The organism is Streptomyces sp. KR80 (assembly GCF_052245555.1).
Lineage (GTDB): Bacteria > Actinomycetota > Actinomycetes > Streptomycetales > Streptomycetaceae > Streptomyces.
On sequence record NZ_JBQQCD010000001.1, the window covers coordinates 671,322 to 698,093 of the forward strand.

Consider the following 26,772-nt stretch of genomic DNA (forward strand, 5'->3'; position numbering starts at 1 on the left):
AGGCGTCCGTAGAAGCGGCACGGTCGCCCATCCCAGCGCGCCGATCGGCGACGACTCGGCGACCGGCGCCCAGTCGCCAATGACGACCAGGACCCGGGGCCGCTTGAGGCCCCGGGTGCGTGGGCAGTGGGGGTTCAACAACCGTGCGGGGCCTGCCGGATGCCGGCGGAAGGGGCCGAGCTCACGCAGGTGTGACGGTCAGACCCTGCTGTCCCGCACGGCGCACGGCGATGGAGCCGTACGGAGTGCGCAGGCGCAGCCAGCGGCCGACGGCGAGGAGCGCGAGCGGTTCCGGCGGGGGCGACGCGAGCGCCGTCACCGAGCCGTTGCCGCGCGGGCCCGGCGCGGCCGCGGTACGGGCGGCTGCCGCCCCGGCGGGCAGCGGGCGCAGAAAGCCCAGCGACTGCGCCGCATGGACCGCGCGCAGCGGAAGTTCGGTGTCGCCCAGCGTGCGGGACCAGATCTCGCGACCGATCCGGTCCAGTTCGGCGCGTGTGCGGCGCTGCTCCGGAAGGGCCTCGGTCCGGAGACGGAACTCGGCCACGGCAGCGCCCACCGCACCTCGTACGTCCGCCGTCGACGGCAGCCCTTCGACGCGCTCCCAGCCGCGGCGCGGCGGAAGGACCCCTGCCCAGGGAGGGCCGGTCACCGGCTCCGGGAGGGTGACGGTCACGGCCGGGGCCTCCGGCCCCTCGGCCGTGGTCCGCGCCGCGTCGATCGCGTCGGCGAGCTGTCCGGCCGAGACCGTGACATCCAGCCCCACCGAACCCTCCTGCCCGCGCGGAGCAACCACCGTGGCGAGCCGGGCCGTACGGATGGCCAGCACCTCGAACGACGCCGGGCGGCCGAACACCGCGAGAACCCGGCCGCCGTCCTGCAGCCGCACGGCGGAGCGGCGGTCGTAGTGGAGCAGCCGGGCCAGGAAGGCGGCGACGTCCGCCGCCTCCCCGGCATCGGCGAAGCACAGCGCCGTCATACGGCGACGGCCTCCTCCGCGCGCTCGCCGGGAGCGTCCTCGTCGGGAACGCCATCCGCCCCGCCGCCCACCGCGCCGTCGTCGAAGTACCGCTCGAGGAAGCCCCGCTCCTCGCCGGTGATGCGCCGCGGACGGCCTTCCGCCAGGTTGTACGGCACGACGATCGTCGTGGCGCGGACGTAGACCTGCTCCTCGTCCTTGACCTCGTACGCGAGCGTGAGCGAGGCCGCGCCGATCTTCGTCACCCAGGTCTCGACGGTGACCGGCGCGTGCCGGTGGACCAGCGGGCGTAGGTAGTCGATCTCGTGGCGGGCGACCACGGACCCGCCCGTGAAGGACGTGCTGCCTTTCCCTCGCTCCGCTGGGGAGACCCCAAGCCCCGAGCGCAACCGGAACATGAAGTCGATGCGCGCCTCCTCCAGATAGCGGAGGAAGACCACGTTGTTCACGTGGCCGAACGCGTCCATGTCCGACCAGCGCAGCGGGCAGGAGTAGATGTGCCGCACGCGCCTCAGCCCCGGGTCAGCTTCTTGTACGTGGCGCGGTGCGGACGGGCCGCGTCCGGGCCGAGCCGCTCGATCTTGTTCTTCTCGTACGACTCGAAGTTGCCCTCGAACCAGAACCACTTGGAGTCGCCCTCGTAGGCGAGGATGTGGGTGGCGACGCGGTCGAGGAACCAGCGGTCGTGGGAGACGACCACGGCGCAGCCGGGGAACTCCAGCAGCGCGTTCTCCAGCGAGGACAGGGTCTCAACGTCGAGGTCGTTGGTCGGCTCGTCGAGGAGCAGCAGGTTGCCGCCCTGCTTGAGGGTCAGCGCGAGGTTGAGGCGGTTGCGCTCACCGCCGGAGAGGACTCCGGCCGGCTTCTGCTGGTCCGGGCCCTTGAAGCCGAACGCGGACACGTACGCCCGCGAGGGCATCTCGACCTGGCCGACGTTGATGTAGTCCAGCTCGTCGGAGACGACGGCCCACAGCGTCTTCTTCGGATCGATGTTGGCGCGGGCCTGGTCGACGTAGGCGATCTTGACGGTCTCACCGACCTTGATCTTGCCGCCGTCCGGCTGCTCCAGGCCCTGGATCATCTTGAACAGGGTGGTCTTGCCGGCGCCGTTCGGCCCGATCACCCCGACGATGCCATTGCGCGGCAGGGTGAACGACAGATCGTCGATGAGGACCTTCTCCCCGAAGGCCTTGGAGAGGTTCTCCACCTCGACCACGACGTTGCCCAGGCGCGGGCCCGGCGGGATCTGGATCTCCTCGAAGTCCAGCTTCCGGGTCTTCTCCGCCTCGGCAGCCATCTCCTCGTAGCGGGTCAGACGCGCCTTGGACTTGGCCTGACGGCCCTTGGCGTTGGAGCGGACCCACTCCAGCTCTTCCTTCAGGCGCTTGGCGCGCTTGGCGTCCTTCTGGCCCTCGACCTTGAGGCGGGAGGCTTTCTTGTCCAGGTACGTGGAGTAGTTGCCCTCGTACGGGTGGGCGCGACCGCGGTCCAGCTCGAGAATCCACTCGGCGACGTTGTCGAGGAAGTAGCGGTCGTGGGTGACGGCGACGACGGTGCCGGAGTACTTCGCGAGGTGCTGCTCCAGCCACTGGACGGACTCGGCGTCCAGGTGGTTCGTGGGCTCGTCGAGCAGCAGCAGGTCGGGGGCCTCGAGGAGCAACCTGCAGAGCGCGACGCGGCGGCGCTCACCACCGGAGAGGTTGGTGACGGGCCAGTCGCTCGGCGGGCAGCCGAGGGCGTCCATGGCCTGTTCGAGCTGGGTGTCGAGGTCCCAGGCGTTCGCGTGATCCAGGTCCTCCTGCAGCTTGCCCATCTCCTCGAGCAGTGCGTCGGAGTAGTCGGTCGCCATCTGCTCGGCGATCTCGTTGAACCGCTTGACCTTCGCGATGGTGTCGGCGACACCTTCCTGGACGTTCTCCAGCACGGTCTTGGACTCGTTGAGCGGCGGCTCCTGGAGCAGAATGCCGACGCTGTAACCCGGCGTGAGGACGGCGTCGCCGTTCGACGGCTGCTCGATCCCCGCCATGATCTTCAGGACGGTGGACTTTCCGGCGCCGTTCGGTCCGACGACACCGATCTTCGCCCCGGGCAGGAAGCTCAGTGTGACGTCGTCGAGGATCACCTTGTCGCCGTGCGCTTTGCGCGCCTTGCGCATGGTGTAGATGAACTCAGCCAAGAGAAACCGTCCGGCAATCGATGAGTGGGCAGATACACCCCATCTTGCCTGACGTCCACCTCACGAAGAAAACGAGTACCTCACGGGCCAATCATGAGGCCCTGACCTGCTGTCGGCCCGGACCGGTCCCGTTGTCACCTGTCATCGTTCGTCACCCTCGTCCACCCTCGCACGGCTCAGAGACGGCCCCGGGGTACGCGGGACTCCCTGTCTGACCGCCCCGCAGCCGCCGAAGCGCCTCGTCATGCGCACGACTCTGGAGGCTCATGCGGGGCCCGGCCGCCAGGCCGAGGGCCGGCGGAAGGGCCGCAGCCGGGGCGTACGGGTATGCGCTTGCGTGCGAAGTCTGGCCCAGCAGCGCTCGGCGGCTGGGCATGCTCGCGGCCACGCTCGGTGCCCGAGCGGCTGCGCGGGCGCGCGGGACGGCGGTACGGCGCGAGCAAGGCCGGGCGAGGGCGAGGGGGCGGGCGCGGAGATCGGAACGCGGGAGGGCCGGACCCCGAAGGTGGTCCGGCCCTCGTCACTGTGTGCGGAGGGATGCGCCGCGAGAGGTGACCGCAGTGGCGGCCCGAGCGTTACTCGCCCGCCGTGGTCGTCTTCCGCTTCCGGACGAAGAAGACCGTGCCGCCGCCGAGGGCGACCAGCGCGATGGCGATGCCCGCGATCACCGGGGTGGCGCTGCTGCTGCCGGTCTCGGCAAGGTCGTCCTCGCCTCCACCTTCACCACCGGTCGAACCGCCCGCCGTGGCCGGGGTCGTCTCGGGGGAGGGCTCGTCGGTGCTGCCACCGGGCGTCTCGGCCGTCTTGCAGTCGAGGACGCCGGTGAAGTTCTCCTTGAAGCCGTTCGGACCGGTGATCGTGAAGTCGTAGGCCTGGTCCTCCTTCACCGGGACCGTGATGGTCTCGGACTTGCCTGCCGCGACGGTGTGCTTGTCGCCCCCCAGCTCGAAGGTGAACGGCTCGTCGCCCATGTTGGAGGCGGTGATGTCCACGCCGCCCTCCGCGCAGTTCTTCTCGGCGGAGACGGCCGGGACCGCGCCCTTCTTCGCCCAGTTCGCGGTGGCGGTTGCCGAGACGGTGGAGTCGCTGGAACCCGCGAGGATCTGGGTCTGGCTCTTGGTCTCGCTGGCGAAGGCCCGGCCGACCGGGACGGTGGTGGTGGCCTGCACGGTCAGCGAGGTCGAGCCGTCGGGAGTGCCGGTCGGTACGTCGAAGAACAGCTCCGTGCCGTTGACGGCGCTGGTGACCGGCTTGCCGTTCTTACCGACGACCTTGACTCCGGCCGCCTCGCCCACCGGGGCGGGGGTGACCGTGACGTTGGCCGCGTCGGTGCTGACCTTGACCGGGCCGAGCCGGTCGCCGGACTTCCCGGAGACGGCGGGCGGTTCGAGGGTCAGCGACGCCTTCGGCTCCGCGAGGTCCTGGGCCTTCTCCTCGAGGTAGTCGGCGAGCTTCTCCGCCGCGGGGTCGACGGCCTCGACCTCTGCCTGGTCCGAGAACCGCCAGATCGCGACCTGGGTGCCGGCGGCCGCGGTCCTCTCGGTGAGTGCGCCGGACCCGGCTGCCGCCGCGAGCTTGGTGAGGTTGTTCACCTGCGGGTAGGAGTTCTGCAGGACCCATCGGATCTTGCCCGCATCGGCGTTGTTGTGCAGCGAGGTCTCGCTCCAGGGCTTCTCCTGGTACTTGGCCTTCTTCTGCGTCGGGTTGTGGATGTCGATGCAGTACGTCTGCAGGGTGCCGCCGCCGTCGACGGTCATCTCGAAGAGCCCGGCGCCGACCTTCTGCTTCTTGCCACCCTCATGGCTGATGACCGCCTGGTGAAAGGTCTTCAGGCCATCGAGCGTGGCTGTGGCACCGCCCTGGTTCGGGACGGTGTCGTCGGCGACAGCCGGCCCGGCGGCAGCTATCGCACCTGCCGCGAACAGGCCGGAGGCCAGCACTGCGGCGACGAGGCGGGCAGAGCCGCGCCTGCGTACAGAAATCATGAATGTCCCCTCCGGGCGAAGCGTCCCTGGGTGTACGCCTCGCGTGAAACTCAAGTGCCCCCGTCAGTCAGTAGGACCGGATCCTAGAAAGAAAGCGCTACCCCGTCCCCCATCAAGCACCTGCGACAACCGATCCGAATCGGAATCGTTATCGTCAGGCCCCACCTGACCTGGGATTATCGACAAATCCTCACGTCAAACCTGGCCGATTCGGCGCTAGGATCCGCATTTTGCCGTCCATGCACGCCATTTGATGCTGTATCGGTTCACAACTCCTAGACGCCCCAGGCGGTTTGAGACGCGGCGAGTCAGCCGGATCAAAGTGGGGCGGCCGCCGCACGGCACCAACGCGGCCGTACCCCACCATCGTCACCGTGCTCCCACCCATCAGGACCGCCTCCCCCACCCTGCGCACAGGCCACTCGCCGGCCCAGGACCGCTCGCTGCTCCCGGGCTCCATGCTGCACGCCACCGCAGGTGGTCGCCAGGACCTGTGGACAGGGGCACGGGTGTGAACAACTCCGCCAATCTTCCCGGGGGTTTGCCGTCGGCCTGGCCCGCCACACCCCATGACCCGGCCCCAGGAACGTGGCGCGAGTGGACGGCAGCCCCCCGGCGCTCCAGAGCCTGACGGATCAGCGCCTACAGGAGCGTGGCGTGTGCGGGACCGCCCGCCGCGATCACGTACTGGTCCCGTACCTCTCGATAGCGCAGCAACTCCGCGGCCACCGGCTCCAGCACGCGAGCCCGTCCGCAGGACGCCGCCGCGCCCCGCAACCGCGACTCCGCCTCCTGCCCGTACCGCCTCGCCGGACCGCGCGCCGCAGACTGGCAGAACCACGCGAGCACCGGTCCGCCCACCACGCCGACCGCCATGACCAGAGCGGCCGGCAGCCAGTCGTTGTCGGGCCCGCTCAGCACCGTCCCCACCAGCCAGATCGCGCCGAAGACTTGGAGCACGAACAGCAGCCCCTGGACGGCCGACGCAACCGACCACCAACCGGGCCGGGCGGGCCGCGCCGTCCCCGCCGCCTGGATCGCCGCCGCCTCGTCCAGCACGCCGGGCAGCCGCTCCGCGCCCCGTACCGCTGCCTCGCGCACCGCCTGCGCCCAGGCGTCCGGCAGCCCGGCCGACGCCTCGTCGCCCAGCGTCCGTACGGCCTGTTCCACCATGGCGCGGGCGGTGCTCGGTGCGTCCCCCGCCGCGATGCCGCCCAAGGGACCGTCGGGCCCGGGGCCCGGCGTCTCCGGGACGGGCTCCGGCGCACGCCTCGCCTCGCGCCAACGCCGCAGCTGCGCCCAGGGCGCACCACAAGCCCGCTCCGCGTACCGCAGCCACTCGCGCTCCGCCGCCTCCCCGGCGGCCACCGCACCCACAGCGTCGGCGAGCCGGTCCTCGAAGTCCGCGCGGGCCTGTTCGGACAACCCCGTGCGCCCCTCGGCCAGGCAGACCGGCCGCAGCCCCTCGGCCGCCCCGTCGACGTCCGCGACGAGCCTGCGCTCGGCGGCACGGCCCTCGGAGATGAAACGGCCCAGCTCGGTGCGGAGTTCCGTGACGCCCGTACCCGTAAGAGCCGATACGGGCAGGACGGTGGCCCCCGGCTCACCGTGCTCCCCGAGCGCGATTCCGTCCTCGTCCAGCAGCCGCCGCAGATGATCAAGCACCTGGTCGGTGGCGTCCCCGGGCAGGCGGTCGATCTGGTTGAGGACCACAAAGGTGACCTCGGAGTATCCGGCGAGGGGCCGCAGATAGCGTTCGTGCAGCACCGCGTCCGCGTACTTCTCGGGGTCGACGACCCACACCACGGCGTCGACCAGCCCGAGCAGCCGGTCCACCTGCTCGCGGCGCCCGGTGACGGCGGAGTCGTGGTCGGGCAGGTCGATGAGGACGAGGCCGTCCAGTGCGATGTCGTACGAGCGCTGGGGCCGGCGGCGCAGGCGGGGCGGGATGCCCAGCCGGTCGAGCAGTCCGTCCGCACCCTCCGACCAGGTGCAGGCGAGAGGCGCCGAGGTGGTCGGCCGACGTACGCCCGCCTCGGAGAGAGGGCCTCCGGCCAAGGCGTTGAACAGCGTGGACTTCCCGCTGCCGGAAGCTCCGGCGATGGCGACGACGGTGTGGTCGAGCGAGAGCCGATGCCGGGCGGTGGCCTCTTCCAGGACCCGGGTCGCCTCGGCGAGGGTGTCCGTGTCCAGCCGGGTGCGGGACAGCCCGACGAGTTCACGCATCGCCGTAAGCCGCTCCCCGAGGGAGCGGCTCAACCCCGTACGGGTCGACCGTGCGTACGCGCGCGTGCCCGTGATGGTCTCGGGAGCGGCCGGGGCAGGGCTCCGGTCGCCGTCCCACAGAGCGGCGCCCGCCCCGGGGCCCGTACCGTCTGGCCGCAGGGCGGCGCGGTAGAAAGCGGTGTCGGCGGAGTCCCGCGCCCGTCGCGCGATCAGGCCGTCGTCCCAGACCGGGTCCTCCTCCGAAAGCGGTTCGCCCGCGGGCGCGCCGATGTCTCCGTACGCCTCCCCCGGGCGCCCTTCCACCGCATGGGCGCCGTCGGCGCTCTCGAAACCGTCCGTCGCTCCCGGCGAGACCAAAGGGGGAACGGGAGGCGGCCCACCGGAATGTCCCGGCTGCTGCCCTGCGATGGGCCCGGCGGCCCCGTACTCCAGGGGCGCGGCCTCGGAGACGTCGGCTCGGCCCGTCTCCCACCGGGCGTCCATCCACCGCCCTGTGTCCCTCTCCCGCCCTGTCCTCTCCCGCCCCGGGTCCGTGTCCCAACCGCGGTCCGTATCCCAGCCGGGGTGTGTGTTCAAGCGGCGGTCCGTGTCCCAGCCAGGGTCCGCGTCCCACGCGTCGTCCCCGACCTGCTCGGCGCTGTGGGACTGCCCTGGGTCGCCGGGCCGGCCGGTGGCGGCGGATGTCACCGCGGTCACCTCTCCTTCTTCAGTACGGACAGCGCGGCGATCAGTGAGACCTGCTGGTCCGGGGTCGCTTCGAGGGCATCGAGCGGAGCCAGCCGCCGGTCGCGCTCGCCTTTCAGGACGCGGACCAGACATCCGGTCAGCAGGTCCGTCCCCCGGTCACGCAGCCGTACCGCTCCCTGCGCGCCAAGCGTCTCGGCGAGCCTCTCCCCCGCCACCCGGCCACGGTCGCCCCCCAGCAGCACCACGGCCAGATCGACGGCGATCCGGTCGGCGTCCACGCCGGTCGAGCGTTCAAGTCCGCGCACTTCCTCGTCGGCGAGCTCCTCCAGGCAGCGCCGCCAGTGCCGTACGGCGATCCCCGTACGGTCGGCGAAGCCCTCGCCAGGGGCGCTCTCCGGCTCGTACGCGCTCTCTCCCGCACGGTCGCGCCGCCAGGCCTGCTCGGTGCGCTCGTCGGCATCCGCGACCGCGCAGCACAGCAGCGCCGTGAAACTGTCGGCAAGGGCGTCGAGGAACTCCCCGGCGCCGCTGTCCTGGGGATAACCGCGCCAGCGGGTGAGAGCGCTGCCCGCGAGCACCCCTCCGGCCGCGATCTCGCGCCGTACCCGCCCGACCGCGCCGATGTACCCATCCTCCACGCAGTGCGCCAGCCGCAGAGCGGCGGCGTGCTGGGCGGCGGCGTCGGCGGCCAGCGCGGGCAGCCGGGCGTTCAGCGAGGTGAGCACGCCACCCGCCGTACGGGCCGCGGCGGCACGGCGGGCGACCGGGTCCTGGGCGTGCTGGACGAGCCAGTCGCGCAAGCGTGCCACGGCGCTGGCGGGCAGCAGGCCGCTGCCCGAGGCGGCGGACTCGGGCAGCTCTGGGATGGTGAACCGGGGTACCTCCCCCAGTCCGGCCTTGTCGAGCAGCGCGCCGTACTGCCGCGAGACGTCGGAGACGACCTGGTGCGGGACTCGGTCGAGGACGGTCACCAAGGTGGCGTCGTACTCCTTGGCCGCGCGCAGCAGATGCCAGGGCACGGCATCGGCGTACCGGGTCGCGGTGGTGACCAGCACCCACACGTCTGCGGCGCAGAGCAGCTCGGCGGCGAGATCGCGGTTGCGGGCGACGAGGGAGTCGATGTCGGGGGCGTCGAGGAGGGCGAGGCCGGGCGGGAAGGTGTCGGCGGTCTCGATACGCAGCGGGGGCGGCTCCCCGGTCGGTCCGCCGCCTGTCTCGGCGTCGCACCCGTCGTACTCCTCGTCGTAGCCGTCGCCGTACGGGCCCTGCACGAGGTCCACGAGGTCGTGACCGGGCGCACGGAGGTCGTCCCGGTACGGCTTCCACACCCGGGTGAGGCGCGGCAGCACCCGCTGCCCGGCGAACCAGTGGTGATCGTCGGGGTGGCAGACGAGTACGGGGGTACGGGTCGTGGGGCGCAGCACTCCGGCCGCGCTGACCTGGCGGCCCGCGAGGGAGTTGACCAGCGTGGACTTGCCGGCGCCGGTGGATCCGCCGATGACGGCGAGAAGCGGAGCTTCTGGGGCGTGCAGCCGGGGGAGGAGGTAGTCGTCGAGCTGCGCCAGCAGTTCGGATCGATTGCGACGGGCACGGGCCGCTCCCTCAAGGGCCAGCGGAAAGCGTGCGGCGGCGACACTGTCGCGCAGTGCGGACAGTGCGTCGAGCAGCTGGGGCCGTACGTCCAAGGTCGCCACATGCGAAGAATGCCCAATTTTGGAGTTATTTTGAAGCGTATGACGCCCTCTGCGTGCCGCCTGGAGCGGCGAGGTGCCACTGCGACCCTCGGGTCTCAGGCATAACGAGTGCACAACACCCGTCGCCAGTGGCGCGAAAACCGATGCAGAATTCGCACCTGCCTGCGATTATCGGGACCGCTTCACCGAACCTCCACAACGTGTTACGGAGGTGAAGCAACCGGGACGAGGCACACGGAGCCCTATCCTTGTCCCGGCCACCATGGCCACCATCCGGCCCCCGTAGCTCAGCGGATAGAGCAGGCGCCTTCTAAGCGCTTGGCCGCAGGTTCGAGTCCTGCCGGGGGCACGAGCCCTGGGCTGCGTTTCCGCAGGTCAGAGCCGTCATGGACCCTACCGATGGAATTCCTGTGACGCAGCTTAAGGGCAGTGAGCCAGGAGATTGCTCATGTCCTGACGGGCATCACCGCAGGTAGACGCCCCTGCCGCAGCCTTGCTGGCGCCTTTGGGAGCCGCCGCAGGTTCGAGTCATAGGGGGTGAACTCCAGTTAGCACGCCCGCCACCCTCTACGAAGTGGTCTGGACAAGGCGTCCTCCGGTCCGCACCCTCGACACATTGCTCGAGAGACCTGCCCCGGGAGCCCTCCCCTCCGGCTGGAACCGCTCGCCGCCCCCGCCCACCCCAGGCCACCGCCGTCGGGGTGAATCCTTCCATCGTCCCTGGCCCGGTTGGTCGGGCCTTCCCGCTGCTCAGGGCTGGCCGCAGTTGGCTGATGGTACGTCAAGTTGCTGTCACTGCAGTCATTTGCACTTTTAGTTTGAGCTAAAGGTGGCATGCTGTCTGCAGGGCGTGTTGCCCAAGATGATCTGGGGGTTGAGCCATGCCATTCCTGACACGTGGCGAGGACAGTGCCGAGTTACCTGCCAGCCGCCTGGCGCGGCAAGCAGCAACGTCGCTGGCTGGCCTACTGGCGGCAAGAGGCCTGTCCCGCTCTGAGTTGGCGAAGCTCATGGGGGTCAGCCCAGGGAGGGTCAGTCAAATGATGTCCGGCGACGCGAACCTCACGGTGCGTTCCTTAGCGAGCGTTGCGGCAGCGCTGGACGCATGTGTCGAGATCCGGTTCTTCGACCTCCCGCAGCCGCCGACCGGCTGCCAGGTCGGCAGCGGCGCCTCGTCACACCTCGCCGACGAGGTCACCTCACCGTTATGACGTCTAGCGTCGGTGCCCTCGGGTCCGCTTGACCCGGCGTGACTGAGTGGGCAACGGCGCTGACTGATGGCTTACGGACGCCAGCACTTCGTCCCGCAGGGTCAGCAGGGCGCGGTCATCCGAGCGCCGACCGTACAGATAGGCCTGCTGGAGCAGAAGCTTGCAACTGAATTCGGCTTCTCCCCAAGCTCTGCGACTCTCCACGTCCTCAGCGACCGTACGAGGTCGTCGCGGTTCGGGAAGGGCGTCGGAAGCCGGGACGCGGCATGCCTCCCCGATCTGTGACTCTGTGGTGATGGCACGCGTGAAGGCCGTGTCCGCCTCCTCGTAGCATGCGTCCACCGCCTTCCGCCTGCTCTTGTTGGACTGGCGGGCAAGGGTATGGACCATCACCGAGTAGGCGAAGATCTGCATCTGGCTGATGTCTTTGAAGCCGGTCATCACCGAGTCGGCCCAGTCAGCGCAGTCGGTCGCCATGCACTCCTCAAGCCGCTCGAGGAGATGTGCCGTCCCGAGGGTGAGGACGGCGACGAACGGCTTGGTCGTATCCGCTTGGACGCGCCCGCGGCCGATCACCCCTGTTCCCGTGGCCACCCCGACAGCGATGGGCGGCACCTTGCCCAGCACCGGCAGCAGGATGAGCAGGACAAGGGCGACCCCTGCCATGGCTCCCAGCATGGCTACGGAGTGCCACGTGGACCGGTGAGTGCCCAGGAGGCGGCCCTTCCCGTGGTACCGCCGCACCAGGCAGACCCAGGCCACTGATGAGCTCAGCAGGGCGGGTAAGACCCAGTTCAAGAATGTCGGTGACTCACACCAGCTCATACAGGCCCTACCGATCATGGAACAGCGACGAGAACCATCCACGAGACCGCGGAAGGGTGAGCCCTCTCGCGGTGCAACGTGCAGTCACACGACGACCTCTACGCAGAGAGCCGCCGTGATTACCGAGAGATGATCTCACCGGCATGCTGAGCGGAATCGGTGCTTCGGAGAATCTGTCTCACTGATCCAGCACGCTGTTGTCAGTGCCTGTGCTCGTGCCTCACGAAGGCCGTTGCCTGGTGCTCACTTCCTCGGCGCTGATGGGGGTTGTCGGCGGCCAGTTGAGATGGCTCTGATCCACATTTCGGGGAGGCGTGACTGAGCGTCAACCCGATCTTTGACCAGGCGTGCGGTGTGATCGGGTACTCATCAAGCTCTTCCCGCGACTGTTCGGCGTCGTCATTGAGGATGTCGTCGAAGTGGGGACGGGGGAGGAGATCGCGGCCCATGTCCGCGGCGACTCCGCTGCCTGTCCTGACTGTGGCACGGTCTCCGGGTGCACGACCGGTGCGAGCGGCGAATAGCAGACCAGGCGGTGGGAGGCCGGCCCGTGACGATACGGCTGGCGGTCCGTCGCTTCCCGTGCGACATGCCGCTGTGCGGCCGCCGGACCTTCGTCGAGCAGGTCAGCGGGCTCACCTTCCGCTACGGACGCCGCAGTGTCCTGCAGCAGTCGACGCTGGAGGCGAACGGCCGGGTGCTCGCTGGCCGGACCGGCACCCGCCTAGCCCGGATGCTGTGCTGCCCGGTGAGCCCGAACACCCTGCTCAACCTGTTATGGGCTGACGCGTGAGGAGGGTGTGTACGGTACCCGGGTGATCGACAGTGACGGGTTCCCGTTGGGAGCCGAAGCGGCCCGTCGTCTCGCGGAGTTTGACTGCTGCGAGATAGAGCCGGGCCTGAGTGACGCCGAGTTCAGCCGCATCGAGGCCACCTACGGCTTTGAGTTCACCATGGATCACCGTGCCTTCCTGGCTGCCGGCCTACCGGTGGCCTCGCCGCCTGAGGAAGGAGCTACCTGGGAGCAGCCCTGGCCCAACTGGCGTGACGGCAACCCTGCCGACCTCTGTTACCGGCTTGACTGGCCGGTCCAAGGTGTGTTGAACGCCGTCGGGAACGGTTGGTGGAGCGCGGAGTGGGGACTGCGGCCCGCGAAGTCGTCGGACGCGCTGGCTGTGGCGGAGCAAAAACTGGCCCAGATGCCGACGCTCGTTCCCGTCTAAGGGTTGTCCCGTAACGGCTGATCTTGGTGGCATGATCTTGCCGTGCCTGGTCTGATCATGGCGTCGCAGCCATCCTGGATAACCCCATTCACCGGGCTGAGCCCCCGGCAGTTCGGCAAGCTGGTCACTGCGATACGGAGCGAAGGTACGAGCCCAGTACCCAAGGGCCGACCGTGGAGCCTGACCTTGGAGGACCGGATCTTGCTGGTAGCGGCCTACTGGCGTACGAACTTGACGCTGCGGCAGCTCGCCCCGCTGTTCAGGGTGTCGAAGTCGGCCGCTAACCGCATCATCGGCCACCTCGGACCGTCGCTCGCGCTTCAGCCCCGTCAGCGGTTCCGTAAGGACGCCGTGCTGATCGTCGATGGCACCTTGGTCCCCACGCGGGATCATACGGTTGCCGAGCAGTCGAAGAACTACCGGTACTCGACCAACCACCAGGTCGTCATCGACGCCGACACCCGACTCGTCGTCGCCGTCGGCCGGCCGGCCGGCCGGCCGGTCACAGGCAACCGCAATGATTGCAAGGCTTGGGAACTTTCCGGTGCGAAGGCCGCCGTCGGTCGGGCCACGGTCATTGCGGACGGCAGCTACCGGGGTACCGGCCTGCTCAACCCGCACCGCCGTGAACGCGGCCAGACCAAACTGCCAGCTTGGAAGGAGGAGCACAACACCGCCCACCGCAAGGTCCGGCCCCGCGTCGAGCACGTCTTCACGCGGATGAAGTCCTGGAAGATCCTTCGCGACTGCCGCCTGAAAGGCGACGGCGTTCACACCGCCATGCTCGGCATCGCCCGGCTGCACAACCTCGCCCTCACGGGATGACTCCCACCCCATACGCTCAGTCGATACAGAACTCGTTGCCCTCGATGTCCAGCATCGGGATGCACGAATCATTGCCGTCATACAGCGTTCGCACGTGTACTGCGCCGAGCGGGACCAGTCGTGCGCATTCGGCCTCAAGTACGGCGAGGCGTTCTTTACCCACGAGTCCGGTGCCGACCCGCACATCAAGATGCACCCGGTTCTTGACGGTCTTCCCTTCGGGGACGCGCTGGAAGTACAGCCGCGGGCCCACACCTGAGGGATCTATGCAGGCGAACCATGAATCCCGCTGCTCAGGTGGCTGCGAACGCTTGAAATCATCCCAAGTGGCAAACTCCTCTGGTGGCGGCGGTACGACGTACCCCAACACCTCGCACCAGAAACGAGCGAGACGCTCAGGTTCTGCGCAGTCAAAGGTGACTTGGAACTTCTTGATCGCTGACATCGGTGCACCGTACCAAGGGGACTTGGGACTCTGCCGCTCACTTCCCCAGGGGGGTCCGCCCGCAACCCCGTCAGGCCCTGGGCCATCTTGGACATCAAGTGATCAAACCGGACAGCCCACGAGGACGACGCGACCCTGGTGGCGGAGCCCACCGGGGGCCCCAGGATTCAGCCCTGCCCAACCACCCGCATCCCAAAGATCAGTTACGGGACAACCCTTACGCCCACCGGTTTGTGCCGACCGGACGCGGCGCATGGGGGCATCCGGTTCTCTCAGTGTGGGGCTTCGACATCATCTGCTACGGCCAGGACCTGGCCGACTACATCAACCATGAGTTCGGCGAGATCGACGAGAACGCATCGTGGGACCCGCAGGCGTCCGTTCCGTTCTGGAAGGACTTCCTCGGCTGATCGGCATCCGCGATCCGGGCGCACCCCCTGCGATCATCCGATGGCTGGAGGGATCAGACTTCGGAGCCGTCCTGGATAACCCTGTCTCCGGGCTGAGCCGCGCTGCTTTGCCAAGCTGGTGGCAGCGCTCAGGCGGGAGGGTGCCGACGAGATACGGCGGGGGCACCCCCTGGCGCCTGACGCTGGAGGACCGGGTCCTCTTGGTAACGGCGTACTGGCGCACCAATCTCACTCTGCGGCAGCTGGCCCCGTTGTTTGGAATCTGTCGGCCGGTGCCCGGCAACCGCAACAACGGCGCCAGCGTGTCCGAGGTCGATTACTGCAAGGCATGGGAGCTGTCCGGCGCCAAGGACGCCATCGGCCACACCACCATGATCGCCGACGGCGGCTACCGGGCCACCGGCGTGGTCACCCCGCACCGCCGCGAGTGCGGCCAAGCCGAACTCCCGGCCTGGAAAGAGGAGCACAATGCCTCCCACCGCCAGGTCCGCGCCCCCGTCGAGCACGCCTTCGCGCGGTTGAAGGGCTGGAAGATCCTCCGCCACTGCCGCCTGAAAGGCGACGGTGTCCACCACGCCACGCTCGGCATCACCCGCCTACACAACCTCGCCCTCACCGGGTGACGCAGATACAGACAGGTCAACCGGCACGGCGGAAGACCAATCACGGGACAGCCCTTAAGGAAGCGCATCCGGATGGAACTGATCGTCAGGTCCCGGACGGCTGTGCCGAAGGAACTGCACCACGGCATCGAGTAGGTGCTCGTCCGACAGCTCGCCCTCTTCGCGCAGGGATTCATCGGCTACGTAACTCTCCACCGCGTAGAACAGCTCGTTCAGTACGGTGAAGTGTTCTTGAGCCAGCGCATCCTCCTCCTTGAAGAGCCGCAAGAATTGCGACTCAAACTCCTGGAAACTGATCTTCCCGGAGGTCAGACTGGTGGCCAGCGAAATATGCTTGCTCAGGGGGCATGTCCGATCTGCGGACAATACCGACCGAGCCGCGCATGCAGAGTCAGCCCCGCGCCCCACGGCGCACCTCGGTTTCACTTTGACAGGTCAAGACAGCCCACCCTTCCCCGTCCATGGCCGCCTCCCAGAAACCGACACGGCTCCATGCAGAGGGCCAATGGTCAGCGACCCCTCTCCCTCGTCCGCACATCCCAGGCTTCAGGGATATCCGAGGAGAGAATCTCAAGAAGGCGGGAATCGAACAAGGATGGAAGCTCATCCTCCGAGAATTGAACCCTAAGGTAGTTGGCCCATCAGCTTGGACATACACCTCGAGGACCTCATACTCTCCCCCACTTCGAGGGGCTCCCGCACCTTGACCGTTCGCTGGTCAAACGCGTCAGGCCCTTTGAAAATTACTTGCCCCACTGTGAGGCGCCACCCCGCTTGGCGAACTCCTTCTGTAGGTGCTTACTTCCAATTTTCTCCACTGGAATGATCCGGCGTGAATCTCTGATGGCGTCATCGGTGAGCAGGCCATCTTTACGGAAGGGGGAGCTAGCAGACTCAAAGCAGAGCCTTTCCGCAAACCTCTTGGCATTCTCCACATTGTCCGCGTTTTTGGCACCTCCAAGCCCTTTCAGGCTCTTGCTGCCGCGCGCCTCCAGGGCCAACACGCCTGCACAGAAGCCCCGCCAGTGAGTACTGGCGGGGCTTCATATTTGCGCTTGCACTGCACTCACGGGCCCCAGGTGGACTCACGAAACTGCCGCACCTGGGACGCGCTCGTCGTCCACTCGGAGATGCGATTCCCGTCCTCGTCCACTGAGCAGTGAGGCTCTACGTACCGCAGCGGCTCTTGCGGGTCGAACGGTTCATCGAGCTCATCCAGGAAGATGACCGAGCTCTGCACGTAGACCACGTCTCCGACTCGATACACCGGCCAGCAGGAATTGAAGTTACTGGTTGCCGGATCGGTGATCGAAGCAATGAGGCAGGAGGTCGCCTTCTCGGTGCGTTCGAGTTCCCTCAGAGCGCTCTCCCAGCTTCGTCGGTATTCATCCACCGTCCAGAAGCTCAGATCCATCAGGAACGTCTCCGTGAAGCTGCCGACCTTGATCCTGCCGACAGCCTCGGAGCACGACGGGATCGCCTCCTCCGAGACCGGATCGTCGATCATCAGGATGGAGAATCCGTCATTCCTGGAGGTAGTTGCGATCTGGGTCATAGGTTCCGATCCGTTTTTACGAGTCCCACGAGCGTGCTTCAAACTACTTCACAGCGAAGCAGTTCCAGTCCGTCCACCGCCGCTAGCTTTTCGTCCATTCCTGTAATGATATGGTTCACGTAGACAAGAACCGAGAACTGGGGGAAATCGGGCTCTGCAAGAATACCGTCCTCATCACGCCAGTGCGCCTCGATAGAGATCTCGAGCCCATCCGCACCTTGATAAAGGTAGTACTCTCCACCCTTGTACGAACTCTCCCTCAAAGCAAACTCGACACCCAATGAGGCTGCGAGAATTTCGGCCACATCGGCGATACCGCGCCGCTTCATGCCATACAAGCTAAAACGAGAGGAAGGCATAGGTTTATCCAATCCATTCAGGGTCGAACAATTATGCTCGGCGCTCGGCTCGCAGCACCCTCCACCGATCCGTAGATCATGAAATTTACCTCACGCTTTGCGGAATCCGAAAGAGATGCACGGAGATCGCTTAGGCCAAGCTTACTTAGATCGGCCCCCTTGAGCGGTCCAGTGCGAGTTCCATTCGAGCGCAGGGGAACACCTGCTTTCTTGGCGTGTGTCAGCAGGTCAGCGCCAGCCAAAGCCACATCAAAGTCGCTGTGCGGTCCGAACGATCGCCCCGTCCTGAAACTCTTTCCGGTCACCGAACTCCCCTGGAAAATGGGCGTCACGCCATCCAGCCCGGCCCCCTTGAGCCCCGATTTGAGCTGTGATACAAACCCTTCAAACTCGACAGTGTTTGCAAATCCCATAGGGATCCGCCTGGGACCCGGCATGGGAGCAGGTCGGGTCCCCGGCAGGCCCGGCGGGCCGATAGGGACCACACCGATAAGCATGTCCTCGCATGGATAACCAGGATTGCAGAGGGGACCTTCCAGAACTCTCCGCAAAAATTCACGGAAACTCATCTCAGGCTGCGGACCATAAAGCCAGCTGGAATTCCCGGAGTTTGAAGTCTTGTCCGTGGGACCGAGGTTCGGGGCACCACACCCCTTGGTGCCCATGGCGTAGTAGCAGGTGCCGCCGGTGTGACCGGTGCTATCAGTGGCTGCGGTTGGTGGCGAGTCGTTTCCGTCTGGGCCGATGCCGAGGGTGAGTCCGTTTCCGTCGTTCCACGGGGATTCGGGCATCGGGTCGCCGTCATCGGGACAAGCTTCCTTCCCTGCGCCGCCGCAGTCGAGGGCCATGCCGGTCGGATCGGTGAAGGTGACGGGGTTGTTGGCGCTGTAGCTGTAGCCGTTGAGGGTTTGGGCCTTGTCGGTCTCGAGCAGGGGGTCGAGGCTGACGAACTGGCCAATGGACGGGTCGTATTCGCGGGCTCCGATGTGGGTGAGGCCGGTATTGGTATCGGCGGGTTTGCCGAGGAAGGCCTTGTCGTCGGGCCAGGTGGTGGCCTTCGGGCCACGGGAGGCGCCGAAGGGTGTGGTGTATCGCTTGGTGGGGGCGAAGGTGCCCGCCTCGATGGCGAGGCTGGCTGTGCCGTGGTGGTCGGTCGCGAGGTAGTTGAGCTTGGTGCCGGTGACGCCGCTGGTGGCAGTGCGGACGGCGATGGTCTGACCGGCTGCGGTGTAGTAGCGGGTGCCGGAGAGTGTCTTGGTGGTGCTCTTGACCGTCAGGCGGACCTCGGTAGCGCCGAGGTAGAGGACGGTGTCGCCGTCTCCCTTGGCGCGGCGGATGAGGAGTTCCCCGTCGGCGTCGTACAGGTAGCTCGTCTCCGCGGTCGCCTCGGTGGTCTTGGCCAGTTTGCCCTCGGTGTTCCAGGTCAGGGTCTGCTGGGCCGTGGGGCCGGGGCGGGAGGTGGTGTTGCCGGTCTTGTCGTAGGTGTAGGTGTTGGTCTTCGTGCCAGTATCAGTCTTGGCCAGCGTGTGCGGCTGGTTGTTGGTGGTGTCGTAGGTGTAGGTCGTGGTGGTGTCGCCGGTGGCGGTGTGCTGGGTCTCGGTCTTCCGCTGGCCAGCGGCGTTGTAGGTGTGGGAAGTCCAGTACGGGGCCTGGCCGTCGATGTTGGCCGTGGTGCGGCCGGAGGCGGCGCAGTCAGCGGTCTTCGGGGTCCAGGCCTCGGCGAGGCGGCGGTGGCCGTCGTAGGTGAAGCACTGGTAGTCGGGCTTGGTGGTGCCGCCTTGGGTGGTGGCGTCGAAGATGGAGGTGACGTTGCCGGCGTCGTCGTGGGAGAACTTGAGCTCCTGCAGCATGTAGCCGTGGACGTCGTCGGTGACCGAGCTGGTGGTCAGGCGGCGGGTGCCGACCTCGTAGTCGTAGTTGAGATAGGCCTTCTTCGTAGACGTGGCGTTATCGGGGGCCAGAGTCAATTGGCGCAGGTCGCCTTGAGGTGAGTAGGCGGCTCCCTGCAGGTATCCCGATGTGCCCTTGAGGGTGAGCGGTTGGCCGGTGGCGTTGCAGGTGTAGGAGACGGTCTCGGAGGCGAGCCCGCCGACGGCCGGCTGGCTGGCCTGACTGATGGTGCCGTCCACCCGGTAGTTGCTGGTGAAAGACAGCGTGCTGGGGACGCCCGCTGCGACCAGGGGATCGGTACTGGGCAGGATCAGCTGGCTGCCAGTGACCTGGTAGAGGCTGTCGTAGGCGGTGACCTTCCGGGTGTAGGCCTTGCCGGTCAAGCCGCCGTCGTACCGGACAGCAGTGTCCTGCTGGCCCTTTGCCAGGGTGTCGAAGGTCCAGGCGGCGAGCTTGCTGGCATCCGTCTTGTCGGTCTGCCACATGCCGGTCCGCCGACCGAGCTTGTCGTAGTCGTACAGCAGCTTCTTGTTCTCGGCGGTGCCGGCGGCGCTCGTGACCTGGGTGGCCTGGTCGAGGTCGTTGTAGCTGGTGGTGCTCTTGCCCTTGTCGGGATCGACCGCTTCGACCTGCCGGCCGAACAAGTCGTAGCTGTAGGACCACGTGGCCTGGTCCGGTCCGGTAATGGTCTTCTGCTGCCCGGCCGGGGTGTAGGTGAAGGCCGTGGTGGTGACGTCGGTGCCGGTCGGCTTCGGGCCGCCGTACTCACGGCGTTCGGTGGTCTGGCCAAGGGCGTTGGTGACCGTGGCGGTGGCCTGGCCGCCGTCCGGGGCGCTGGTGGTCACGGTGTCACCGGTGTAGCTGGTGTCGGTCTCCCACAGCACCGTGCTCTTGTTCTTGGTGACCTGCTTGATGCTCCGCCCTGCTCCGTCGTACGTCGTGTCCACGGCGAGCGGGGCAGAATTGCCTTCGGTCTGTGCTGCTGCGCCGGACGGCTCGGAGAGGTTGTCCCAGATGTCGCCCTGGGTGCTGACGGCGAGACCGCGGTCGTCGTAGAGGGACAGGGAGATGAGCCGCCCGCCGATCGGGGTGGGCGTCTGGGTCTGGCGGCTGCGCAGCAGGGAGTCGTAGAACTCGTAGGTGGTGTTGTAGCCGGAGGCGTCGCCCTTGAGGGTGCCGGTGGACACCCAGGACATGGTTGTGGAGTCGCTGGTGACCTTGTAGTTGTAGACGTAGTTGGGGGTCTTGCCGAGTGCCTTGGAACGGTTGGGCAGCCAGACCTTGGTGGTCCGGCCGAGGCTGTCGTACTCGGTCTCGGTGACCTTGCTGTTGGGGTCGGTGACCTTGACCGGGGAACCGGTGGCGAAGTCGACTGCCGTGGTGGTCTTGTGGGTCTCGGCCTTCTCGACGGTGGTGGAGGTCAGCGGGCCGGTCGTCGCCGGCGTGTATGTGGTGGTGCCGATGGCCAGGTCGTTGGTGTCCTTGACCACCAGGGGGCGGCCGAGGGTGTCATAGCTGGTGGTGGTGGTCTTCTGCCAGGCCGGGGCGTTGTCGCTGCCGTAGGACTTGGCGCGGCCGGTCCATACGGCTTCGCCCTTGGTGGGCTTCTGGGACGCGGTCCAGGCGGTGGCGGTGGTGTCGTCGTAGACCGTGGCGGTGTCGGAGATCACGTCCCCTGGCCGCGTGGAGTCACCGGGCAGGTCGAGGTCCGCGTCGGCGACCGAGCATTTCTTGGCGACGGTGCGGGTGCGGGAGACAAGGGAATTGATGCCCTTGTCGTCGTTGCGCGCGTACCAGGTACGGGTGCAGGTCTCGTCGCCGGTGACGGCGTCATCGCCCTGGTCTTCGACGGTCTCGGCCATGCCGTAGTCGTCGTAGGTGGTCGTCGTGGTGCGCACCCGGTCCCGCGGGGTGACGCCGCTGGTGATGTTGGCGCGGGTGTGGGTGGCTTCGGTGCGCACGTAGTACGCCTCGGTGTCGGCGTAGGACTTGTGCTGGGTGGCGGTGCGCTTGGACCAGGGGTCATTGATGGTGCCGCCCACTTCGGCGTCGCCGTTGTAGGTGACGCTCTCCCGGGTGAAGCCGGCGTACTGGTCGGAGTCGGTGATCTCCCCGGCTTCGATGCCGGTGACCTTGGCTGTCTTGCGCTGGTCCGGGTCCAGCTTGCCTTCCGAGTCCAGGACGCGGTCGCCGTTCATGCCGCGCAGGTAGGCGGTGACGGTTTTGAGCTGGGCACTGTTGGAGTCCCCGGTAAGGTGGGTGACCTTGCCGAAGCCGCGCCAGATGGACCAGGTGCGCTCCTTGGCCGGGGTCATTGGGTCGTCGTTGTAGTGCCAGGCGCCGCCACCGGAGTAGGTGTAGGTGTGCTGGACGGCCTCCGAGCCACCCTGAGGGTCGGAGGTGGAGACGGCGTAGACCGGGTACTTCTGGAACCAGTCCAGGATCGGGGTTTTCTCCCCGTTGGGGGACCAGTACACCGGGTAGCAGCGTTTGGTGTTCTCGTCGACCTTGGGCTTGGTCTGCCCGGCGACGCAGTCCGCGTCCATGTAGGTGGCGAGGGTCTGTGCGCCGGTTTCCGAGGTGATGGTGCGCAGACGTGGCTTGTGCAGCGGCAGGATGTTGTCGCTGGTGCCGTCGACCCGGTTCGGCAGGAAGGTGTGCGTGAATTTCACCGGATCCAGGGCCAGGTCGGTGCCGCGCTTGCCGGTGTGCCGGATTTCGTCCAACCACAGCGTCTGGTCGGTGGAGTCTCCGGTGTCGCCCGGGTCGAGGTAGAGGTGCTTCAGCGCCCAGTTGTCCACGGCTGCGTAGTCGGGCGTAGTGGCGGCCGCGTTCCAGGCGTGGCTGGTGATGCCGGTCAGCCGCTTGCGGGTGAAGAAGGACGGGCCGACGTTCCCTGTGCACTTGTCGCCGTCCTTGCACACTGCGTCGAACGGCACATCGGGCCAGTTGTCCCGGGTGTCCTCGGTCATCGAGTCGCAGCCTGTACCGGTTGCGAGGCAGCGCTCTGCGTAGGTGAACGTGACCTTGTTGGACGCAGCCGGGGTGGCAGAGAACAGAGCGCTTGCGCGCTGGCCGTAGCGGATCTCCTTCAGGTAGCCGCCGCGGATGTACGGCGTGCCGGTGGTGTCGTCGCCGAGCTTGTCGTAGTTGTTCTCCTCGGCCTCGTACCAGTACGTGCTGGCGTTGCCGTGGGTGTCCTCGACCAGGTCGAGGTTCCACCGCCAGCCCTGCTTCCTGTCACGGCTGGAGAAGCCGGAGCCGTCTGCGTAGCCGGGCTCGCCCTCGTCGTCGCCGAAAACGGGGACGGTCCACACTGATTCGGTGCGGTCATCGGCGCCCGCGCCGTCGAGCTTGTGCAGGCCGAAGGTGTACGTGGTGCCGTTGCCGGTGGTGACGGTCCAGTACTCGCCGTTGTCGTCACCGTTGTCAGCACCAGTGTGGTGCTTGACGGTGGAGGCGTCGTCGTTCTTCAGCCGCCAGGTCCCGGTGGTGTCGTCCTTGACCAGCTCGGTGGCCTTGCCGTTGAGCACCAGTGAGGCGTTGTCGTACTTCCAGCACAGGTCGAACTTGTCCGTCTGGCCGTCGTCGTCACACGAGCCGTACTTGCGCTCGACGTACGACGAGGTGAGGTCGAAGCCCTCGCCAACGATGGTGCCCTGGTTGTTGGTGGACGCCGTACGACCGTCGACGCTGCCCGAGTCGTACGAGATCTCCAGGTCAGGCTTCGGGCCGGCTGCGGCGGGCGGGGTGCGCAGCGGGTAGGACCAGGTGAAGGTGCCCGAGGAGCCGCCCGCCTCCCAGGTGGAAGAGGCCGCGAGCGGCGTGGCCTTGTAGCTGCCGCCGCCGGACGTGGTGCCGGCCGTCAGGGCGAGCACGGTCGTCTCCCCTGCTGAAGCGGCCTGCAGCAGCTGCGTCCGGTGCCCGGCCGATTCGCCGCCGGGCGCGGCCGAAGCTGTCTGCCTGGCGTCGAAGGCGAGTTGCGTCCGCAGGCGCTCGCCATCACGGTCGTTGGTGAACTCCAGCGACTCACGGGCCCGGCACTTCGCCTTGCCGGGGGCGCTCAGCGCGCAGTTGGGCAGTTGGACGACCTGCAGGCGACCCGCCCAGTCGCCACCATAGGCGGAGGAGAATGCCGAGTAATCAACAGTGAGTTGGGCCTGGGCCGCCGGTCTTCGGGCCAGTCACGGCGAGGACCACGCCCTTGACGCCCAGCGCCTTGGCGACCTCCTGCCCAAGGACGTTGAGCTTGACCGAAGACGCCGGCTGCGAGGCTTTCTTGCCCTTGGCTACCTTCGGCGCCACGAGTGTCACGGGCAGCGATCCCGGCTTGGCCTTCACCGTGCCGCTCTTGGGCAGGGCCAGTGTGACGGAACCGGCCTTGGGCCAGGTGACCGTCTTGGCCTGATCCACGCGGGCTCGTTGGGCCGCAACCCGGTCCGCCTCGGCGGACTTGGCCACGACCGCGGCGGCCTTCTTATTCACTTTGGCGGCGAATGGGAAGACCTTGGTGGCCTGCGGAGGCTTCAGCTTCGGTTTGCCCAACGGATCGACTTCGGCGGCGAAGGCCACCGGCGTCAGCAGGCCCGGCAGCATGGCGAAGCCCACTACTGCGGCGATCCGCCGCACCAAGGGCCGTCTCTCGCGTGCCGCACCGCGTATCTGGGGTATGCCAGACCCGAACTGGTTCATCACGTGTCTCCTCGCGTACGGAGGCATGTTGTGAGGCGGCCGTACGCCATCGAAGGTCTGTAAGAAGAAGTCAGGAGAGGGCTGCGGCTAGGTCGCCGGCTGCGCCACTTGGCTGGGCACCTGGTTCGCCGTCATTGCGCCGGTCCACACCTTGATTTCTTGCAGCTCACCCGGCAGGTAGTGGCCGGTCGTCCCCACCGCGGTGCCGTATCCGACCGCCAGATCGTCACTGCCCTGCACCGCAGCGGTGAAGCCGAACTTGTCCTCGGCCAGCTGGTCGTCGGGACCGACATAGAGATGGATCCTGCCGAAGCGGGTCTCGTTCTTGGTCGAGTCGTCCGGGTCGATGTAGTCCCACTTCTCGGCCGCGTCGAACACCCCGGTCACCTGGACGTCCTCGCCCAGCAGAGCCCCGTCGGCCGACGGCACGGTTGCGGTTTGGGTCACCTTGCCCGATCCGTCAACGGCGGTGCGCTCGAAGCGCCACAGATACCCCGGCGGGGTGCTGGGATCGTTGTCGAAGTCGTCCTTCTCCAACCACAGCGCCCAGGACGATTCGCCGCCCAGGCGCTGGCCCGCGACCTGGGCACGGTAGGGCGTGGGCTTGCCTTCCATCTTGTACTTGTCCACGTGGACTCTGGCGGTCACGGTGAACGATCCGGTCTCGTCGATGACCGGTCCGGTCATCGAGGCATAGCCGGAGGTGCCGTTGAAAACCGCACCCTCCTTATCGGCGTCCAGCACGGCGCCGGCGGATGACAGCTTCAGCCCGCTCACCGGGTAGCGCGACTTCTCCGGGATCTCTGTGCCCGTGGCCGCTATGGCGTCCCAGTGCGCGACCAGCGCGTTGGCCGACATGCCGTCCTGCTCCAGCCGGAACTCCTGGCGGACTTCGTCCAGCCCCCGGGTGATGTCCTCCTGCAGGGGGCGCTGCCATACCGCGATCTCGTCGACGACGCCCTTGAAGTACTCGCCATAGGCGTCGTTGACCCTCGAGCGGCCGATCTGGAGATTCACACTCGACGTCCACGGCTCGTAGGTGCTGGCAGCGTCGTAGAGCCTTACAGGTTCGCCCTGGGGGCGCCCGTTGATGAACAGCTGAATGGTGTCGTTCTTCTTGTCCGCGTCGCTCTTGGTGTCAAAAACTCCCGCGAGGTGCGTCCACACGTTCAGCGGTGGGTTCGCTGTGTTGGCCAACGATCGGATGTAGACAGGGTCCTTCCTGTCTTGATCCGTGCGGTTGAACACCCACTTCTTGTAGGCCGCCGAGTAGTACAGCGTGAACGCCGACGCGTGTTCACCCGGCGCGGCCAGTACGACCTTGGTGGAGCTGGCATCCGTCAGATGTGCCCAGGCGGAAACGGTGAATGAATCGCCCGTGTTGATCGGCACGCCGTTGGTGGAGGCGTAGCCCTGCTGCTTGGCCGGGTCGGTGGAATCGTTCAGCCACAGGGCGTAGTCGCCATCGCCCCGGCGTGCCCGCGACGACCAGCCGGTGCCGGCCTCGTCCCGTAGTACCGCGTCGTGCCGACTGCCGGGCCCATCGGCGGTGTCCTTCGCCGTCGTGATTCCGGAGCCCGGGGCGCCGTCGTCGAAGTGCCAGCGGCCCACGGCGGGATCGCTGGTTGCGACCTTGAACTTGAACTGTGCTGGATCCCCCCAGCGCACTCGCCCTTCGGCATCCAGCTTCAGGTCACTGGCCTCGACCTCCAGCACCTGGGTACCGGTCGTGACCGGAATGACGTCGTTCGCCTCCGTCGGGGCATTTACCGACGGACTGTTGACTTGCTTGGTCTTGCCGGCCGACGTTGTCAGCAGACGCCACCGGTAGGCCTTGACGTCATTGTCAGCCGCGTTTGGGTGAAAGGTGAACTTGCCGGGTACTCCCACACCCCCATGAGGGTCACACACCGTGCCGCATTCGGTGTAGGGGCCGTTGGAGACGATTCTCGGAACCTTCGGCGCCGTGGAGTCGATCTTCAAGTAGCACCAGGACGAGTACGATGAGAACAGGTCGCCGGACTTGCTTTGGTAGGACCAGTGCGACTGGGTGCGGGCCTTGAACCGGTAGAAGCCTCCGTCTGCCCGCTTGGACGTGGTGATGGAAAGAGGGTCGTCATCTGTAGCCCAGCCGTTGTCGGGCTTGTAGCCGCCCCAGTCCGGAGCCCAGGAACTCCCCCACTTGCGCTCCATGACGAACTCGACCTGCAGGGAACCCTGTTCCTCACCCGACTTGGCATCCACCTTGGTCTGCGCCGTTGCCTTCAACGTGGGCGTATCGACAGTGACGGCTACCGGATCCGACGATGAGGTCCGGCACACGGCCTTGTCGCCCGTTCCCGGAATCACACCGACTGAGGAGGGCACGCCCGGCCGCGGCACATACTCGACTTGCAGCTCCGCGTTGTTGTCGAACCTCTTCCACGCACGCGGCTCCGATTCGTCCTTGGCCTTGAGCATGAAGGTGAGCTTGGACATCTTGCCGTCGGCGAACGCGCGGATCGTGGTCGTCAAGTTCTCATCCGGCTCGTCCGGGTTGTCGTTGAACTCGATCCACTGGTTGGGTTGCTCCGGGCTGCACAAGTCCCCCCGGCCCGCGGAGACATAGCGGTCGCCCATCTGGTCGGTGTCTTTCATCCCCTCCGTGCCGCCCGGGCCCGGCCAGCGGGTGTTCTCTGAGATGTTGTACTTGGTTCGCTCCAGATCCACCCAGTACGGCGTGCAGTTGAACGACCACGTCTCATACGCCCGGAAGGTTGCGTCCAGCACGTACTTTCCGCTGAGGTTCGTCGGATTGAACTCGAAGAACATCCGGTCGACATAGCCCGAGCCGCAGTAATAACCGTCCGCCGTCCCGCACTTTCCGACGCCCTTGGGCTCACTGAACTTCCAGAACTTGTCGCCGTCAGAGGACACCTTCGTCCACTCGACCACACCCAGTTCGACCGGCGGGTCGATGTAGACGGGGTA

At 67.1% G+C, this 26,772-nt stretch carries 18 protein-coding genes, 1 tRNA gene and 2 pseudogenes; 8 read left to right on the plus strand and 13 right to left on the minus strand.

From position 1 onward, the window contains the following. Positions 1-181 precede the first annotated feature (181 nt). From ACTWQI_RS02975 to ACTWQI_RS02990, 4 genes are all read right to left on the minus strand, one after another. Entirely contained in the window at positions 182-976 is a 795-nt protein-coding gene (locus ACTWQI_RS02975; RefSeq protein ID WP_443267074.1) for a hypothetical protein, read from the minus strand. Then, complete coding sequence (locus tag ACTWQI_RS02980) at positions 973-1,482, minus strand: acyl-CoA thioesterase (protein WP_443267076.1); 510 nt, start codon at positions 1,480-1,482, stop codon at positions 973-975. The genes ACTWQI_RS02975 and ACTWQI_RS02980 overlap by 4 nt, the downstream gene beginning before the upstream one ends. Before the next feature lie 5 nt (positions 1,483-1,487). After that, entirely contained in the window at positions 1,488-3,152 is a 1,665-nt protein-coding gene (ettA, locus tag ACTWQI_RS02985) for an energy-dependent translational throttle protein EttA (protein ID WP_443267078.1), read from the minus strand. Positions 3,153-3,727: 575 nt separating this feature from the next. After that, complete coding sequence (locus ACTWQI_RS02990; protein WP_443267079.1) at positions 3,728-5,137, minus strand: LAETG motif-containing sortase-dependent surface protein; 1,410 nt, start codon at positions 5,135-5,137, stop codon at positions 3,728-3,730. A gap of 374 nt (positions 5,138-5,511) precedes the next feature. Here ACTWQI_RS02990 and ACTWQI_RS02995 point away from each other — a divergent pair, with 374 nt between their 5' ends. Then, entirely contained in the window at positions 5,512-5,652 is a 141-nt protein-coding gene (locus ACTWQI_RS02995) for a hypothetical protein (protein ID WP_443267082.1), read from the plus strand. Between the two features lie 127 nt (positions 5,653-5,779). Here ACTWQI_RS02995 and ACTWQI_RS03000 read toward each other — a convergent pair whose 3' ends face one another. Next, positions 5,780-7,846, minus strand: coding sequence for a GTPase (locus ACTWQI_RS03000; protein ID WP_443267188.1), 2,067 nt, complete (start codon positions 7,844-7,846; stop codon positions 5,780-5,782). A 209-nt stretch (positions 7,847-8,055) separates the two neighbouring features. Beyond that, positions 8,056-9,744: a dynamin family protein gene (locus ACTWQI_RS03005; protein WP_443267085.1), complete on the minus strand. Its 1,689-nt coding sequence runs from the start codon at positions 9,742-9,744 to the stop codon at positions 8,056-8,058. A gap of 276 nt (positions 9,745-10,020) precedes the next feature. On the opposite strand from ACTWQI_RS03005, the gene ACTWQI_RS03010 reads away from it, so the two are divergent. Together ACTWQI_RS03010 and ACTWQI_RS03015 are read left to right on the plus strand one after the other, a co-directional pair. Beyond that, positions 10,021-10,093, plus strand: a tRNA-Arg gene (locus tag ACTWQI_RS03010). A 532-nt stretch (positions 10,094-10,625) separates the two neighbouring features. Next, positions 10,626-10,955 carry a helix-turn-helix domain-containing protein gene (locus tag ACTWQI_RS03015; protein WP_443267087.1) on the plus strand — a complete coding sequence of 110 codons (330 nt, stop codon included), beginning with the start codon at positions 10,626-10,628 and terminating at the stop codon, positions 10,953-10,955. 3 nt (positions 10,956-10,958) lie between these two features. Here the strand turns inward: ACTWQI_RS03015 and ACTWQI_RS03020 are convergent, their stop codons facing one another. Then, entirely contained in the window at positions 10,959-11,621 is a 663-nt protein-coding gene (locus tag ACTWQI_RS03020; protein WP_443267088.1) for a hypothetical protein, read from the minus strand. Positions 11,622-12,330: 709 nt separating this feature from the next. Between ACTWQI_RS03020 and ACTWQI_RS03025 the strand changes: the two genes are divergently transcribed. Genes ACTWQI_RS03025 through ACTWQI_RS03035 form a run of 3 tightly spaced genes read left to right on the plus strand, consistent with a single transcriptional unit; the run spans position 12,331 to position 13,828 of the window. Beyond that, entirely contained in the window at positions 12,331-12,573 is a 243-nt protein-coding gene (locus ACTWQI_RS03025; RefSeq protein ID WP_443267091.1) for a hypothetical protein, read from the plus strand. A 22-nt stretch (positions 12,574-12,595) separates the two neighbouring features. Continuing rightward, positions 12,596-13,003 (plus strand): hypothetical protein, encoded by a 408-nt coding sequence (locus ACTWQI_RS03030; RefSeq protein ID WP_443267092.1) that lies wholly within the window; start codon positions 12,596-12,598, stop codon positions 13,001-13,003. 42 nt (positions 13,004-13,045) lie between these two features. Then, on the plus strand, positions 13,046-13,828 hold the full coding sequence (locus ACTWQI_RS03035; RefSeq protein ID WP_443267094.1) for a transposase: 783 nt from the start codon (positions 13,046-13,048) through the stop codon (positions 13,826-13,828). Between the two features lie 16 nt (positions 13,829-13,844). Here ACTWQI_RS03035 and ACTWQI_RS03040 read toward each other — a convergent pair whose 3' ends face one another. After that, positions 13,845-14,273 carry a VOC family protein gene (locus ACTWQI_RS03040; protein WP_443267095.1) on the minus strand — a complete coding sequence of 143 codons (429 nt, stop codon included), beginning with the start codon at positions 14,271-14,273 and terminating at the stop codon, positions 13,845-13,847. A gap of 233 nt (positions 14,274-14,506) precedes the next feature. Here ACTWQI_RS03040 and ACTWQI_RS03045 point away from each other — a divergent pair, with 233 nt between their 5' ends. Together ACTWQI_RS03045 and ACTWQI_RS03050 are read left to right on the plus strand one after the other, a co-directional pair. Continuing rightward, positions 14,507-14,683 (plus strand): hypothetical protein, encoded by a 177-nt coding sequence (locus tag ACTWQI_RS03045; protein ID WP_443267097.1) that lies wholly within the window; start codon positions 14,507-14,509, stop codon positions 14,681-14,683. Between the two features lie 27 nt (positions 14,684-14,710). Further along, positions 14,711-15,306, plus strand: a pseudogene (locus tag ACTWQI_RS03050) (transposase family protein). Positions 15,307-15,360: 54 nt separating this feature from the next. On the opposite strand, the gene ACTWQI_RS03055 reads toward ACTWQI_RS03050, so the two are convergent. The 5 genes and pseudogenes from ACTWQI_RS03055 to ACTWQI_RS03075 form a co-directional block, all read right to left on the minus strand. Further along, positions 15,361-15,732 (minus strand): colicin immunity domain-containing protein, encoded by a 372-nt coding sequence (locus ACTWQI_RS03055; protein ID WP_443267099.1) that lies wholly within the window; start codon positions 15,730-15,732, stop codon positions 15,361-15,363. Positions 15,733-16,372: 640 nt separating this feature from the next. After that, complete coding sequence (locus ACTWQI_RS03060) at positions 16,373-16,861, minus strand: hypothetical protein (RefSeq protein ID WP_443267101.1); 489 nt, start codon at positions 16,859-16,861, stop codon at positions 16,373-16,375. Between the two features lie 38 nt (positions 16,862-16,899). Continuing rightward, positions 16,900-17,190 (minus strand): hypothetical protein, encoded by a 291-nt coding sequence (locus ACTWQI_RS03065; RefSeq protein ID WP_443267103.1) that lies wholly within the window; start codon positions 17,188-17,190, stop codon positions 16,900-16,902. Between the two features lie 857 nt (positions 17,191-18,047). Next, a pseudogene (locus tag ACTWQI_RS03070) lies at positions 18,048-23,829 on the minus strand (RHS repeat-associated core domain-containing protein); the annotation flags it as partial. Positions 23,830-23,889: 60 nt separating this feature from the next. After that, positions 23,890-26,613, minus strand: a complete 2,724-nt coding sequence (locus ACTWQI_RS03075; RefSeq protein WP_443267190.1) for a LamG domain-containing protein — start codon at positions 26,611-26,613, stop codon at positions 23,890-23,892. Positions 26,614-26,772: the final 159 nt, after the last annotated feature.